At 63.4% G+C, this 14,505-nt stretch carries 13 protein-coding genes; 9 read left to right on the top strand and 4 right to left on the bottom strand.

Annotated elements, in window-relative coordinates:
* Positions 1 to 331: 331 nt before the first annotated feature.
* The 9 genes from CKO41_RS13085 (at position 332) to CKO41_RS13045 (ending at position 9,417) form a co-directional block, all read left to right on the top strand.
* The gene (locus CKO41_RS13085) at positions 332 to 2,098 is read left to right on the top strand and encodes a CehA/McbA family metallohydrolase domain-containing protein (protein WP_200250223.1); all 1,767 of its coding nucleotides are present in this window, start codon (positions 332 to 334) and stop codon (positions 2,096 to 2,098) included.
* Between the two features lie 132 nt (positions 2,099 to 2,230).
* Positions 2,231 to 4,879: a fused MFS/spermidine synthase gene (locus tag CKO41_RS13080; RefSeq protein WP_200382605.1), complete on the top strand. Its 2,649-nt coding sequence runs from the start codon at positions 2,231 to 2,233 to the stop codon at positions 4,877 to 4,879.
* Positions 4,880 to 5,022: 143 nt separating this feature from the next.
* Positions 5,023 to 5,193 (top strand): hypothetical protein, encoded by a 171-nt coding sequence (locus tag CKO41_RS13075; protein ID WP_200250218.1) that lies wholly within the window; start codon positions 5,023 to 5,025, stop codon positions 5,191 to 5,193.
* A 608-nt stretch (positions 5,194 to 5,801) separates the two neighbouring features.
* A complete protein-coding gene (locus tag CKO41_RS19150) occupies positions 5,802 to 5,921 on the top strand; it encodes a DUF3400 domain-containing protein (protein ID WP_200250255.1) in 120 nt (39 codons plus the stop codon).
* A gap of 11 nt (positions 5,922 to 5,932) precedes the next feature.
* Positions 5,933 to 6,142, top strand: coding sequence for a hypothetical protein (locus tag CKO41_RS13065; RefSeq protein ID WP_200382604.1), 210 nt, complete (start codon positions 5,933 to 5,935; stop codon positions 6,140 to 6,142).
* Positions 6,143 to 6,427: 285 nt separating this feature from the next.
* Positions 6,428 to 7,039 carry a c-type cytochrome gene (locus CKO41_RS13060; RefSeq protein ID WP_200382603.1) on the top strand — a complete coding sequence of 204 codons (612 nt, stop codon included), beginning with the start codon at positions 6,428 to 6,430 and terminating at the stop codon, positions 7,037 to 7,039.
* Between the two features lie 37 nt (positions 7,040 to 7,076).
* Entirely contained in the window at positions 7,077 to 7,805 is a 729-nt protein-coding gene (locus CKO41_RS13055; protein ID WP_200250210.1) for an OmpA family protein, read from the top strand.
* A 906-nt stretch (positions 7,806 to 8,711) separates the two neighbouring features.
* Entirely contained in the window at positions 8,712 to 8,909 is a 198-nt protein-coding gene (locus CKO41_RS13050; RefSeq protein WP_200382602.1) for a CopG family transcriptional regulator, read from the top strand.
* Between the two features lie 4 nt (positions 8,910 to 8,913).
* Positions 8,914 to 9,417 (top strand): PIN domain-containing protein, encoded by a 504-nt coding sequence (locus CKO41_RS13045; RefSeq protein WP_207144033.1) that lies wholly within the window; start codon positions 8,914 to 8,916, stop codon positions 9,415 to 9,417.
* A 630-nt stretch (positions 9,418 to 10,047) separates the two neighbouring features.
* Here the strand turns inward: CKO41_RS13045 and CKO41_RS13040 are convergent.
* The 4 genes from CKO41_RS13040 to CKO41_RS13025 form a co-directional block, all read right to left on the bottom strand.
* Positions 10,048 to 11,058, bottom strand: coding sequence for a transporter (locus tag CKO41_RS13040; protein ID WP_200382599.1), 1,011 nt, complete (start codon positions 11,056 to 11,058; stop codon positions 10,048 to 10,050).
* A gap of 33 nt (positions 11,059 to 11,091) precedes the next feature.
* Entirely contained in the window at positions 11,092 to 12,837 is a 1,746-nt protein-coding gene (locus CKO41_RS13035) for a sulfatase-like hydrolase/transferase (RefSeq protein WP_200382597.1), read from the bottom strand.
* A gap of 447 nt (positions 12,838 to 13,284) precedes the next feature.
* Positions 13,285 to 14,079, bottom strand: a complete 795-nt coding sequence (locus tag CKO41_RS13030; RefSeq protein ID WP_200382595.1) for a bestrophin-like domain — start codon at positions 14,077 to 14,079, stop codon at positions 13,285 to 13,287.
* Between the two features lie 67 nt (positions 14,080 to 14,146).
* Positions 14,147 to 14,505, bottom strand: a 359-nt coding sequence (locus tag CKO41_RS13025; protein WP_207144031.1) for a hypothetical protein, incomplete at its 5' end; no start/stop codon positions are given.

Below are 14,505 nucleotides of genomic sequence, written 5' to 3'. Positions count from 1 at the left end.
GTAAGCGCCAAAAGTCGCCGGTTGCGGACGCCCGATGCCAACGTCGGCATTTGGATTCTCTGGGTTCTGCATGCTAGCTGAAGCATCTTGCTACTCATGTCTCCCTTTGATTAGTGTCAATGATCACAGTGGTTTCACGGTTTTGTAGTGTGTCGGTCAACAGACGATCAAGGCCTTGTTGGAGCCTGTGCCCGACGCGACCTGACCCCGGGACGATTTCCTGCGATACCGACAACAGCGGGGTCGGCGCGCCGCGTGTGGGTCAGCTGGCGAGATCCGATACGGTGCGGCTGGCCTTGGCCTTGGCCTTGGATAATGAGGACACTAATCCATGCGACTCATGACCATGCCCCTTCAAGCGGCCGTTGCGGCCACGCTTGGGGGGACGATAGCTATCAATACTCTCTTCGTCGCGCCTGCGCTTGCAGGCGAGTGGATGCCGGGAGACTTTCATCAACACACCTATTACACGGACGGCAGCTACACCTTCTCAGAGGTGACGCAGTCCAACGAGGAGTTCGGCCTCGACTGGTGGGCTAATTCAGAGCACGGCGGCAGTCGCAACCGCGACGGCAACGGCGAAAACTGGGACGACCCGGCTGTCTACCCGGTCAACCCGATCCTCGGCGACTACAGGGAATCGGGCGGCCACCAGGTGATGTGGCGCTGGCAGAGCCTACGGGATTTCGTCTATCCGGATATCAAGGCCGCAAGGACGATGATGCCGAATAAGACGATCATTTCCGGCCTTGAGTGGAACGTCCCGGGCCACGAGCACTGCTCTACGGCAATCCATCAGTACGACGATGCTGCGACCTTGATCAGCGAGTTCGAATACCGCTATGACAAAAACGACGGCGACACCAGCCGCAACGGCCAGGGGAGCCTGCTTGCGGGTTATGCTGGCTTGGACAAGACCAATGTGACGGCCGAGGACGCGATCGCGGCCGTGGAGTTCATGCAGGCCCTGAAGGATCAGGGGCTCGGCGATGCCTGGGTGGTACCAGCCCACATCGAGCGGGCCAACAGCTACAACATCGCCGATTACCGCAACTGGAACAACGCAGGCCCCGACGTTGCTTTTGGCTTCGAGGGGGCTCCTGGACACCAGACCTCGGGGTCGCGTGGATTCGGCACCGGCTCTGATGGGGGTGGCGCCTATGGCGGGTCCGGCTACTACAGCGCCAAGGTCGGCGGTCTCTGGGACGCGCTGCTCGGCGAGGGCCGCAACTGGTGGAACTTCGCCAGCTCGGACTACCACAACCACTGGAGCACCGGCGGGAGCGACTTCTGGCCCGGCGAGTATCAGAAGACCTACACCTACATCGACACCTCGAACCCCGACCCGATTCAGGCGGTGTTCGACGGGGTGCGCTCCGGCGCGTCCTGGCACGTCATGGGCGACTTGATCGACAAGCTGGAGTTCACCGCCTACTCCGGCGGAAAGAAGGCCATCATGGGTGAGACCCTTGAAGTCCGCAAGGGCGCTTGGGTCCTCCTGAAGATCAAGGTTCGCGACCCAGTCGGGGCCAATCACTGCCCGCTGGATATGAACAACCCATCACTGGCACAGATCGGCGTGCAGCAACCGCTCAATCGGCCCGAACTGGACCACATCGACCTCATCGGCGGCAAGGTCACAGGTTATATCGAACCCCCTGCTGACTTTGACGGTTGCCCGGATGTCGATACCCGCGACCTCGAGACTGACATCCCGTACTGTAAGGAAACCAACGAGTCGACGTCCGTGGTGAAAACCTTCGAGCGTCCTGCTCGTCCCCGGTTTGGCTACATGACCTACTTCCACTGGTTCAAGGCCGACGAGGACATGTACTTCCGTCTCCGTGGCACCAACCTGCCAGCCAATGTGCCCTTCGAGACTGATGAGTACGGCAACCCCTTGGCCGACTCCGAGGCCGAGACTAATCTGTACAGCATGGAGGGCGAAGAGCTAGCCGGCAACCTGATCGGGAATATCGAAGACTATGTCCTGAATAGCAAGCTGGGTAATGCGACCACCAGCAAGCTGGACGAGGTTGCTGAGGCTTATGCGGATCTCTGGTTCTACTCGAACCCGATCTTCATCGACGTGAAGTAGGGACACTCGGCTCCTTTTTGAGGGACCAAGAATGGCCCCACAGGGATGTGGGCCGTTGACGGTGTGCCGCTGTTCTGCGGTCCCGACAATGCATCTTGGGCTGTCGTGCCTCCCCGAATCGAATTCCGCCCCATGACTCGATCGTCTCGCTGGTCTTCCCCGCCCGTCGCTCAACGTCTGCTCCTAATCGTTTCCGTTTGCTCGGGGCTTGCGGGGCTCGGCTATCAGATCGTCTGGACGCATGCACTGGCCGGTACGCTGGGGCACGAGATCCTGTCCATTCTCGGCGTCTTGGCCGCCTTTTTCACCGGCATGGCGCTCGGCGCGTGGGCCCTGCACCCTCGGCTGAGCCGAACGCCGCGCCCGGCCACCTGGTATGCCGCCCTCGAAGTGCTGATCGGCCTGTGGGCCTTGGCCCTGGCCTATCTGCTGCCGGCGGCCGGGAATTGGGTGGCCGCGCACCTAGGGCCTTCACCTGCGCCGCTGGAGCACTGGCTCTTCGCGTTCGGGTGGCCGCTGTTGTGCCTGCTGCCGGCGACGGCCGCCATGGGTGCGACGCTTCCTGCCCTGGAGCGATGGATGTCCCGCCTCCGTGAGGACGGTTGGGGCGTGGCCGGGGTCTATAGCGCGAACACGCTAGGGGCCGCGCTCGGCGTTCTGGTCACGACCTTCGTCTTTGCTCCGGCAATCGGCTATGCCAGGACGGCGATACTGATGGCGCTCGTGAATCTGGCCTGCGCGGGCGCGGCGTTGTACCTGGGGCGGGCCGCGTCGGCGCCGCTGGACACATCGCCTTTACGGGCACCTTCTCTCGGTCACGGCGAGTCCAGCGACGTATACCCCCCGGGGGCACCGTATCGCGGGGCGCTGCTGTTCGTGCTGTTCATTACCGGGCTGCTCGGTATCGGACTCGAGGTCCTGGTGATCCGCGTTCTTAGCCAGGTACTGGAAAACACGGTTTTCACCTTCGCCCTGTTGCTCGTCGTTTTCCTCGCCGGGACTTCGATCGGCGCCTGGCTCTACCACCGCTTCGCCCGCCGGCGGGATATCGTTGCCACCGCTGGCCTGCTTCTGACCTTGGCCGCCGTGTCTACCCTGGTGTCAGCCGGCGCGCTCGTCGTGGCCCCCTCTAGCTACCAAAGTTTACTGCTTGCCGAGGGGCTCGGCCCCTATGGCACATTGACGGCTGAATTGGTCTTGGCGCTCGTCGTGTTCCTCCTGCCGACCTTGGCGATGGGCGCTCTATTCAGCCACCTTTCGCAGGCTCTCAAGGGGCCGCGGAACGCCATAGGGAACGCAGTGGCTGCCAACACGCTCGGTGGGGCCTTGGCGCCGCCGCTCTTCGGCGTGCTTCTCCTCCCCAATTTGGGCGTGAAAGCAACGATCGTGCTGATTGCAGTCGGGTATCTCGCCCTCCTACTACCATTGAATCGAGGTTTTCCGAGGTTCTCCCTGGTGCCCGCCGGCGCGGCGGCGATACTCCTGCTCGCGCCACTTTCGCTGCGCCTCGTGACCGTTCCCGGCGGTGGTCAGTTGTTGGCGCACCGAGACGGGGTGATGGCGTCGGTCTCCGTGGTCGGTGATCGCAACGGCGATCGGCACCTAAAGGTCAACAATCGCTTTCAAATGGGCGGTACGTCCTCGGTCTACTCAGACCGCCGGGAGGGGCATATCCCTTTATTGCTGCACCCTGAGCCCCGGCGTGCCCTATTCCTGGGCCTTGGGGCAGGTGTCACCTTCGCCGCCGCCTTGGATCACCCGGGGCTGAAGGCCGAGGCCGTTGAGCTGGTGCCAGAGGTGGTCGAGCTGCTGCCACACTTCGCCGAGGCGACCGGCCCCATCGAGTCGACCGAGCGTCTGACGATTCAGGTGGCCGATGCCCGCAGATTCGTCGCCTCCGTAGAGGCTTCGTACGATGTCGTGGTTGCCGACCTGTTTCATCCCGCCAGGGACGGGTCGGCGAGCCTCTATACCCGAGAGCATTTCCAAGCCATACGGGGCCGATTGTCCGACAAAGGGATCTTCTGCCAATGGTTGCCGCTCTATCAGATGGACCGGGCAACTCTCAACACCATAGTACGCACCTTCTTGAATGTCTTTCCCAATGCGAGCGCGTGGCTCGCCCATTACAGCGTTGACGCCCCGATCCTCGGATTGATTGGCAGCAATAGCGATATCCGACTGAAGCCGAATTGGCTGGTAAACCGAGTGCATGCCAGGAGGCTTTACGAAGCCCTGCGGCGCATACGCTTGCATGAGCCCTTGGCACTGCCGGGGGGATTTCTAGGGCAGGGTACGGCGCTCGCGGCATTCGCTGGCCGGGGGGCCATTAACACGGACGACCATCCGGTGGTGCGGTTTCAGGCCCCAGCCTTCGCCTACGACAAGCAGCGCGGATCCGCCGACCTTCTGCTGGAGGTAATCAATGGCGTGACTGCCAAGCCAGATGACATCCTAGCCCGCATGCCGGACGATGAGTGGACGCTTGCCTCTGAGCGCTTGGTTGCCTACTGGGCGGCCCGCGACCAATTCATCTCCCTAGGGACTAAGACGCGCCCAACACGGGACCCCGTGATGCTGCTCGACCAGGTGGAGGGCCCATTGCTCGCCATCCTCAGGACAAGCCCCGATTTCTCGCCGGCCTACCGTCCGCTGCTCGGCGTTGCCGAAAGCCTACACAGTAGCGAGCCAGTTAAGGCATGGAATCTGTTGCAACGTCTGGAGCAAGTCGCCCCAGAGAGGGAAGAGGCGCAGGCTTTGAGGCGCCGCCTGTTCAACTGAGACAACGGGGTAATGTGGGCTCCCTTAGGTTTAGTGTGTCCGTGTACGGTTGCTACGCGGCCAGGTGAAACGCGTTGGGAGCCTGTTTCAGGTCGAACGGTGAGGCGGGCAAGTGGGTGAGCTTGCCGGCCACGAGGTAGGCGATGGACTTCGCCGTGCGCTACAACCCGCAGATCAAGCGCTATTACCAACGCAAGCGCGCCAAGACCAAGGCCGTGGTGGCGACCAAGGCAGTCGCCCACAAGCTGGCACGCGCCTGCTACCACATTCTGCGCGAGGGCCGCGAGTTCGATGTGAACCGCGCCTTCGCCTGAACCAAATCGGGCATGGCTCGGTGGGCTCGGACACGGGGTTGGCGAGCAGCCACCAGATCTGATTGAGCCCCGAGGCATTCCCGCCGAGGATTGCAACCGACCCGGAGCGACCGCGTAGGTGACCGAGACGCCCCCGCCGCTGAGCCACAACGGGGTTGGGTGCGCTCCACCGGAGCGTCAGCCAGAGATCTGTGAACGCACGGCCCGCCTCCAGGCATGGCCGTGTACCACACGGACCTTGGCGGGGTACTGCCGATTTTCTGGGGCTCGCATGAGCCACGGGCCGGGTGTCTTCTCCCCATCGGGAGCAGCCCCAGCGCCTAGAACCTGAAGGGTGGCTGGTGCGGATCGGCTCCGCAACCACCAGAAAGAGAGCCGACGGCGCGTCCAAGGCACAACGCAGCGTTTCGTGGATAATTGATCCAGATCATCGCGCCAGGCCGCGAGGAACTTCTGTCGCCTCTTGACCAGGGTCAGCTAAATGGTGACACCGGGGCGGGGCGGACACCAGAGCGGGGCGCGAGACCTACGACGACTTGCTTGCCCCCTTCTTGCGATCGCGGCTGCAGCGGTATGGTCTGGCGGGAATCTCGAAATAGGCGGACGATATCGGGCTAACGACCGAATGCATCGTCATCGACCCGGCTCGGCAACCGTTCGGCTCGGAACGGGCGGAGACCTTCCTTCATCGCGCGTCGGCCGGCGGGATCGAGCGCGTAAGGTCGTGAGGTGCCCCGGGATGGAAGGGCTCATCAACAGGGCCTCGTGGCACGTCTGCGGGCTGGAAAGCCTGCATTGCTCCGAGAATTGGCAGGACGCGGGCCGATACCGTAACATCGCCGTGAAGGGGGCCGAGATCGTCGATACCCGAAATCGGCGATCCAACTGCGCGGCAGCGCAGGTCGAGGTCGGTGGCGCGGCCATCGCGTCAGGGATCGAGCACCTATAACAAGAACGATTGCGCCACCAGGGGTTCTATGCCCGCTTCCAACAAGTTGCCTTGGAAGAGGGCGCTCTTCCTTGCTGCGACGCCTGCCCTCGCGTCGGTCGGCTTGTCGACTGTCTTCGCTTCCGGCGCCTCAATTGCCGGACACTGATTGCACTACGACCGCCTTCCAGTCAGCGCCACACGGCGGGACAGCTGCGCAGGCGAAGCAGTGCAGCTCGACCCTGGTGCAACACCGGGACAATCTCTGTCGATAGAACAACCAATAGGCAACCAAGTGGAGGATCTATGAAGAAGACTACCCTCACGCCGGCGCTTCTCGGCGGCCTCATCCTGCTGGGGGCCGTCTCGACCAGCCAGGCCGACGATCTGCTGGACGGCGCGCAGGCTCGCACCCTCGCGATGAATTGCGCTGGCTGTCACGGTACACATGGTGCGAGCGTCGGGCCGGTCGCGCCATCGATTGGCGGGATGCACCCGGACTACTTCATCGGGGTGATGGAAGGCTTCAGCAGCGACGAGATCTACAGCACCGTGATGGGGCGAATCGCCAGGGGCTACACGCGGGAAGAGATCGAGCTGATGGCCGGCTATTTTTACGAGCTGCCGTTCGTCCCGGCACGGCAGGAGTTCAACCGCGAACTCGTCGACACGGGCTATCGCCTGCACGACAAGTACTGCGAAAGGTGCCATGGTGACGGCGGCAAGCCGCTGATCGACGAAGAATACTACATCACCGCGGGTCAGTGGATTCCGTATCTCCAGTATGCCATGCAAGACTTCCGCGAAGGGCGTCGCCCGATCGAGCGAAGGATGAAGAAGAATCTCGAACAGATGATCGAGCGCGAAGGTGAGTCGAGCCTAGAGGCCCTCTTCGCCTTCTATGCCAGCCAGCAATAAGACCTCGCTTCCGGACGACGACCAACGGGGGATCCGCATGTTCATCTCGGTCATTTCAGCCCGCAAACCTATCCGCCACCGACTCGCCATGTTACTGGTCGGGCTCGCCACCCTCTCGATGTGCCTTCAAGGTGTTTCCGCCGAGCCGGAAGATCTCGGGCTGCAGGATCAGCTCGACGAAGCCCAGGCGGAACTGCAGGCGCTGCAAGACAGCTTTGAAGAGTCGCGCTCGGCGTACGAGGAGTGTCGCCGGGAGCTCAACATCGCCAGTGGTCGCATCGAAGGCCTCAAGACGATGCTCGGCGGCGTCCAGGGAGGCGACGTGGGGCATCGCACTAGGACTTCCGGTCAGACCACGAATGCCTGGGACCTCGTCGACCGCTTGCTTGCCCTGAATGCCGAAGGCACCGAACAAGGGATTCGACTCAGTCTGCCCCAACAGGAACTGGCCTTCCGATCAGGTACCGCCGGACTGCCGCCCGGGAAGATGCCTAGCCTCGACCAGATCGCGGCCTTGCTCGTCGAGCATGCGGAGCTGACCGCGCTGGTCGAGGGTCATACCGATAGCGCGGGCCCGACCGCTACGAACCTGGCCCTGTCGCAGGAACGCGCCGACGCGGTGCGCCAAGCCCTCATCGACCGCGGGGTGGGGTCGGAGCGATTGGCGGCAACGGGGTTCGGCGAAGCCCGACCGATCGCGACGAATGCGACCAGCACGGGACGCAGTCAGAACCGCCGCGTCGAGATCTATCTCGTCGTCCCTTAGGGAAGCGCTGAAGTATTCAGCGCTTCCCGTGCGGGGCAGGAGCCCCGCCATGTTCAGTCGCGATAAGCGACTGAACATGAGAGAAGTCGGCAACCGCGCTTTCGACTTCCGTGCCGATCTTTGGCCAGGACGGCCAATAAATCAGCGTCTCCTTAGTCCCAAGCGCCACTCGATGCGATCGATCCGGACGGGGGGCGATCGGCGCCTGCTTGTCGCCCCTCAACCTCGCCGCACCTGTGTGCGAGATCGCGCGGCCTTCTGGCTACCGTTGCCCCCAGGCGGGTGAGCCGCGGCCATAACCGGCCGGCAAACGAATGCACCGGGCTTCTCCTGATCGACGCCAGGAACGCCCGAGACTGGCTTGCCAGCGCATGTGCTCGATGCGACGCGGGAGATGTGGATCATGCCGAAGACTGAACCAGCGCGGCTCGCAAGAGACGCCGATCGCGACATCGGCGCCGAATTGCCCGAGGCCGTCCGCGAGATGAAGTCCGGCAGGTGGGAAATGCCACGATGCGAGACCTGGCCCCGCCCCCCTCTACCTGGGCATCGAGGTAGACGATGCACTGGAGATCGCCGAGCATATCGAGGCATGAGGGAGGTGGCTAGAGGCTGGTTCACGGCCTCCAGGCCCTCGGGGCACGTGCCGTCAGGAGCGGACCTTGACCGGTACCCGGTCCGGCGGCAGGATTCGGCCATCACCGGACATCCGGACCGCAGTCCTCGGGAGTCGACCGGATATTTCTCCGGCACTCGGGTGGATGGACGTCTTTTGGTGGACTTTGAGACATTGCCATCGGGGCAATTTTTCAGAACGCGAAGCGACAATGCGATTTCCGCTTCGCTTCATTTTCCAAGGCCTAGGCGACTGAAATTGATTCGATGACAACCGCCGGAGCTGATTCTATGACAACTTCCGTTCAGGTGGACATCCCGGATCAACTGGTACAACAGGCCGCGATCCTAGTACGCGATGGTTGGGCAACGGACCTCGATGAGATACTTACGGATGCGTTACGCCGCTACCTGATCTCGCACAGCGCGGAGCTCAACGAGGCGTTCATCCGCGAAGACGTCGACTGGGGTTTGCGTGGCCAAGGATAGGCCCTTGATCCGGGTCGTTGTCTGCGATGCCGGTCCTCTGATCCATCTGGACGAGTTGGGAGCACTGGACTTGCTGGGTGATTTCCAGACCGTGCTGGTGCCCGACGCAGTCTGGACCGAGGTCGAGGCACACCGCCCTTGTCTTTTCGATCGGATGGCCGGTGCATTCATCCGCGTCGGGCCTCGGCACCCGCCATCGGCATCACTCGTCGCACTCGCCCGGCTCATGCCCCTGCACGTGGGCGAGACCCAAGCGCTTCAGATCGCCGAAGAGCACGGGGCCGATCTATTGTTGACGGATGATATGGCGGCCCGCCTCGTGGCCAAGCAGATCGGACTGCCCGTCCATGGAACGCTGGGCATCCTGTTGCGTGCCGTCCGCCGCCAGCAGCGCGACCCGAGAACTGTTGCGGATCTGCTCCGAACCATCCCCAGCCGTTCGACGCTGCACATTCGCCCCGGGCTCCTCAACGAGATCATCGCAGAGGTCGAAAGCATCGCCGGCTGATCTGCCCAACGAATAAGGTTAGATCGTCCGAGCGTAGCGAGCGACGGTCTAGACTCGGCGGATGGGCGCGGGACCTGACTTCATCGGCATCAGCAGCCTGCGCGGCCGAAAAATGCCGTGAGACCTGCGGTTTGGATCCGGCCGATGTCCGCTCGGGGTCGGCTGCGGACCTGTATCCGTCGTGGAGCGCCCACCAGGTTCTGCTCGGCGGCAACTACCGGCCAACGGCGGACATAGACGGTGCGCTGCTCACAGCCATACCACGGCCATTATTACCCATAAGTCGGATGGGCAGAGCCGCGCGACAGCCCTATTCGGTCTCTACTGCGACCTGGCGGGCGAGATCGGCTTTGCGGCACGGGGATCTTCGGCGCGCCGAACCCCCGCCCCTCCTGTAGGAGCCCCCTGGGGGGCGACAGGGCATCGAAGGTGGCACACGCGGCCCGGGCTTCCTGACGGTGCTACCGGACGGGGTCTCTACGTCAACCGAAGTATCTTGTCGGGCTTGCCAGGCGTAAGCTTCATTGAGGGGCAAAAGGCAAGACCTGACGCTGTATCCGGAATATCCGGAAGGTCGCCCTGGGCGCTGGGCGTGACAAGGATGGCCGCCCGTGTCACGCCTCAATGCCCTTAGTGAGGGTTTTCTTGCAACCGCCGCGACCCCTCGACCAGCGGATGCCAGCCGAAGAGCAGCGAGAGGTTGAAGCTGTCCATTTGCATGTCGCCGGGGTTGCTGTCGTTGAGCGTGGACTTGTAGCCGAAGGTGAGTTGCAAGTTCTCTTTGATGCTGTAGCCGAGGGTGAGGCCAAGGCCGAAGGTGTCGTTCGCATCCCCCTTCACGCCGTCGATGGTCGCCGCGCCGCCGTTGAACCAGACCGCGTCGAGCGAGCCCCAGAGATGCTCGGTGAAGTCGCGTGTCAGGTGGGCGTCCAGCTGGAACATCGGCTCGGTCTCCAGGGTCTGCCCGACATAGTCGCTGTTCTCGCCAAACAGCCAGACCGACGGCAGCAGCTCCAGCGTGGTGCGCCGGCCCGGCACCCAGGCACCGACCTGCCAGGTGATCGGCGCCCCGATGCGCCCGTACCAGCGATTCATGCCGATGTTCAGCGCCTGGTCGCTGTCGTACTCGCCGATCGGCAGGGCCAGATCGGCGAGCAGATGGAGCGAGAAGCCCGGCTCGTAGCGCATCGCGTCGGGGATATCCTTCTGCGCCGGCGGGCCGATGAGGTTGATGGCGAACTCGAGCGTCGGATCGCCGAAGCCGCTGGCCGATTGACCGAAGGTGCGCCCGCCGCCCAGGGTGACATCGCCCGAGATCCGCCCCATCGGCAGGAAGATGGCGGCCAGCGCCGCGCGGTCGAACAGCGAGAAGGTGTGGCCATAGCCGACCATCGCCAGGGTGGCGTCGAAGTCCGCGCCCGGCGTGACGGTATGGGCCGGATCGAAGGGGTTGGTGTTGCCGCTCACCGACTCGACGATGAGCGGCACCGCGCTGGAGCCGGACAGGGTGTCCAGGTAGAAACGCGCGGGGGTCTGGGCCTGGACGGCGAGCGGGCCGAGCGCGCCCAGGGCGAGCAGGGCGGCGGTGGCTGGCAGGCGCGCCCCGCCGGCGCGCGTCGTCGAATCTGTCTCCTCGTGCATGAAGGCTCTCTCTAGTCTGTAGTGGGTGAAAGCTCAGGGCTTGGGCTCGGCCAGCCGATCCTCGGGCGGCACGAACTGGCGCTTGTAGATCAGCGGCGGATAGCCGGCATCGTCCGGGACGCGCATTGGCAGGGTGTCGTCCAGGGTCTCGAACATGGAGCGGTCGGGCAGAATCACGTTGTGCCTGCGCACGTAGTCATCCCAGAGCGCCAGCAGCGCCTTGCGCTTGTCGGGACGCTTGGCGGCGAGATCGTGCCGCTCGGCCGGATCCTTGGCCAGATCGAAGAGTTCCCAGTCGCCGGTGCCGAAGGGCTTGTGCTGCCAGCGCAGTTTCCAGTCGCCCTGACGCAGGGCGTGGTTGCCGAAAATCTCCCAGGCTAGGGGGTCGCGCTCGGTGCGCGGCGACTCGGTGCGCCCCGCGAGCATCGGCCGCCAGGACTTGCCGATGAGCGGCGGCAGTTCGCGGCCGTTCAACCGCTTGGGATAGCCGGCCCCGGTGATATCGAGCAGCGTCGGCATGATGTCGGCCACATGCATGAGTCCGTGATTGATGCTGCCCGCTGGCCGCGCGACCCCCGGGCCGCTGACGATGAGGGCGTTGCGGATGCCGCCTTCCGCGACCCAGCCCTTGTATTGGCTGAAGGGGGTCATGGAGACCTGCGCCCACATCGGGCCATAGCCGACATAGGAGCCGGGGTCGCCCCAGGCGTTGGGATGGGTCTGTGACCATTTGATGGCGGCGAGCAGGAAGTCGCGCGTCCCCGGATTGCCCGCGATCATCTTGAACAGATCGGTCCCCTCGGCGCCGTTGTCGCCGAAGACGATGAAGATGGTGTTGTCGTACTCGCCGATCTTTTTCAGATGGTCGATGAGCCGACCGACATGAAAGTCCAGGTTCTCCACCATGCCGGCATAGAGTTCCATCTTCTTGCCGGACAGCGCCCGGGCCGCCGGGGCGAGCGTGATGGGATCGGGGATGAACCACATCCGCTCGGCGAGCTGGGTACCCGCGGGCATGATGCCGAGTGCGATCTGACGCTCGAGACGCGCCTGTCGCACCGCGTCCCAGCCCTGGTCGTACTCGCCCACATGACGCTTGCGCCACTCCCTGGGCAGGTGGAACGGATCGTGGGGCGCCTGATGGGAGACGTAGGCAAAGAACGGCTTGCCGTCGGCCCGGTGGGCGTCGATGAAGCCGATCAGCTTGTCGGTGTAGGTCTTGGTGGCGTAGTAGTCCTTGGGCAGCTTGGTCAGGTAGCGCCCGTCCTCGGTGAAGACCGACTTGGGCGCGGCGCCGGTGAAATTGGTCATGTCCCAGTAGCTACCCGCACCGTCGAGCAGCGTGAAGTCGCGCTCGAAGCCGCGCGCGGCCGGGATCTGGTCCGGCTGCTTGCCCAGATGCCACTTGCCGACCATGTAGGTGTGATAACCGACGTCGCGCAGCAACTGGGGCAGGGTGGCCACGCGGTCGTTGAGATAGCCCTCGTAGCCGGGCACGCCGCGCTGGTTGGGCGCGGTCCACTCGTCCATGTTGCCCAGACCGTTCTGATGGGTATCCACGCCGCTCAACAGCATCGAGCGGGTGGGCGAGCAGGTCGCGTGGGTGTAGAAGTTGGTGAAGCGCACCCCTTCGTTGGCCAGTGCGTCGAGGCTTGGCGTGCGGATCTCGCCGCCGAAGGAACCCATGTCGGAAAAACCCAGGTCGTCGCCGAGAATGATGACGATGTTCGGGCGGCGTGTCGTGTCCGCAGCGGCGGGAGCGATGATCGGCGTGGCCACCAGGCAGAGAAGACACAGCGCACAAATAAGGCGGCCCGCGTTGCGGGCGGCGGCTCGCGGCGAGCCCGGTGCTATTGTTTTCATCGGCAATTGTCGTTTCGTCAAGATCACACCTCGAATTCCCGCGCCTTCCCCACCTTAGGGAATGCCTGTACCTGACACTTCGACCTCGAACAACCGCGGCGTGGTGCTCGAAGCACGCACGTTCGTGGATGACTCGTGCGAATGGATGTCCTCATCCGTCGCTGCAACCGGCCGGCTACTGCGAGGGACTCGCTAAGTGACAACTAAGAAAAACAAGCGGCGCATTTTCTTCGAACTGCGAAACACGCGAAACACGCGAAAAGGCGGAATATACGCGGGATGCTCTGCCGTTTTTCGCGACCTTTGTGCATTTCATAGTTTCTTGTCTTCCGCATGCTCGTGTCGGTTGTTTCTGCATCGTTCCTAATGGCGTTCGTCCCGTCCGATCTGCTCCAGCAGGTCGATGAGCGGCTGCTGGTTCACATCGAGAAATCCGTCACGCGGCCGGTCGAGGTCGACCACGAGCGTGATGACCGCGCCCAGGACCAGGATCAGCACCACTGTGGTCAGCGCGCTGCGCCGAACGCTGAGTCCTGCGCTGTAACCCACCATCGCCAACGTCAGCAGCGATCCGAGGAGCAGCAGGATGAGGATCGTCTCGGGAACGCGCGCATACAGGCCCGCTGTGATCCGCGTCTCGTGCAAGTCGATCATCTCGTTCAACGACTCGATGAAGAGCGCCAAGACATCGGAGTCGGGCGCGGCGCGGGCCAAGTCTTCGGCGATCGACCAAAGCTGCATCTGAATCGCGCCCGAGCGGGCAATCTTCATCCGGAGATCTGCGAGATCGTTGGTCACGATGCGCAGTGGCACGTAGGCGCGGAGCAGTTCCCTGATCTCGCCCGAGGCCGGCTCCTGGAGGTAGCCGGCCCGCAGGTACAGGGTGCCGATCGCGTTCGCCTCGGCAAGCACCAGTTGGCGGCGCGTGTCGAAGCGATCGGATGCCATGCCCATCGTGATCGCCAGCAAGAACGCGAGCAGCGCCAGCAGCGAGCCCACGATCATGCTCGTCGGACCCTCCTTCTCGTCCGATGCGCGCGTCTGCGACCAGCGCCCAAGGCGGTAACCGACCTCGATCGCAATCAGCGAGGCGATCGAGAAGGCGACGAAGAAACCGACGATTGGCAGTGAATCGATTACGTGCTGGAAGTGCACCATCTCTCTCCTAGGCTCGGCTTGTCGCCAGGTTCGTGCGATGTCGCGGGCAGTGGTTGGATAGGGTGCCCTAGCGCGGGAAGAGCAGGGTCAACAGCACCCGCAGACCCCAGCCCTCGGGGCCGTTCTCCGGGGCCTCGGCCCAATACTTCGCGCCGACCGCGAGTTGAAGGATCTGCGGACCTAGCTTGAACAGTTGTCCGACCTGCGGAATCACCGCTACCGACCATTGGTCGCGTTCCCAGTCGTAGGTGGATTCCGAGACCAGGCCCAGGGTCGTCTGGGTGTGGGTGGTATAGCTCGTGCCTGGACGGAAAGTCGTTTTCAATCGCAAGAACAATGCCTTATAATCGAATCGGGCACCGGAAGTCGAGCGGCCGGAAGCCGTCTGGGCCCACGGCGCCGCCGCTAACTGCCTGATTGTTCGTC

The sequence above is a fragment of the Thiococcus pfennigii genome (genome assembly GCF_016583835.1).
Taxonomy (GTDB): domain Bacteria; phylum Pseudomonadota; class Gammaproteobacteria; order Chromatiales; family Chromatiaceae; genus Thiococcus; species Thiococcus pfennigii.
Note: the sequence above shows the minus strand (reverse complement) of the source record. Positions and strands in the feature narration are given on the sequence as shown.

What these genes read in the sequence shown, in the direction of transcription:
- CKO41_RS13060 (WP_200382603.1), top strand. Translation starts at nt 6,428, where the DNA reads ATGAAGAAGACTACCCTCACGCCGGCGCTTCTCGGCGGCCTCATCCTG.
- CKO41_RS13085 (WP_200250223.1), top strand. Translation starts at nt 332, where the DNA reads ATGCGACTCATGACCATGCCCCTTCAAGCGGCCGTTGCGGCCACGCTT.
- CKO41_RS13075 (WP_200250218.1), top strand. Translation starts at nt 5,023, where the DNA reads ATGGACTTCGCCGTGCGCTACAACCCGCAGATCAAGCGCTATTACCAA.
- CKO41_RS13030 (WP_200382595.1), bottom strand. Translation starts at nt 14,079, where the DNA reads ATGGTGCACTTCCAGCACGTAATCGATTCACTGCCAATCGTCGGTTTC.
- CKO41_RS13065 (WP_200382604.1), top strand. Translation starts at nt 5,933, where the DNA reads ATGGAAGGGCTCATCAACAGGGCCTCGTGGCACGTCTGCGGGCTGGAA.
- CKO41_RS13055 (WP_200250210.1), top strand. Translation starts at nt 7,077, where the DNA reads ATGTTCATCTCGGTCATTTCAGCCCGCAAACCTATCCGCCACCGACTC.
- CKO41_RS13050 (WP_200382602.1), top strand. Translation starts at nt 8,712, where the DNA reads ATGACAACTTCCGTTCAGGTGGACATCCCGGATCAACTGGTACAACAG.
- CKO41_RS13080 (WP_200382605.1), top strand. Translation starts at nt 2,231, where the DNA reads ATGACTCGATCGTCTCGCTGGTCTTCCCCGCCCGTCGCTCAACGTCTG.
- CKO41_RS13040 (WP_200382599.1), bottom strand. Translation starts at nt 11,058, where the DNA reads ATGCACGAGGAGACAGATTCGACGACGCGCGCCGGCGGGGCGCGCCTG.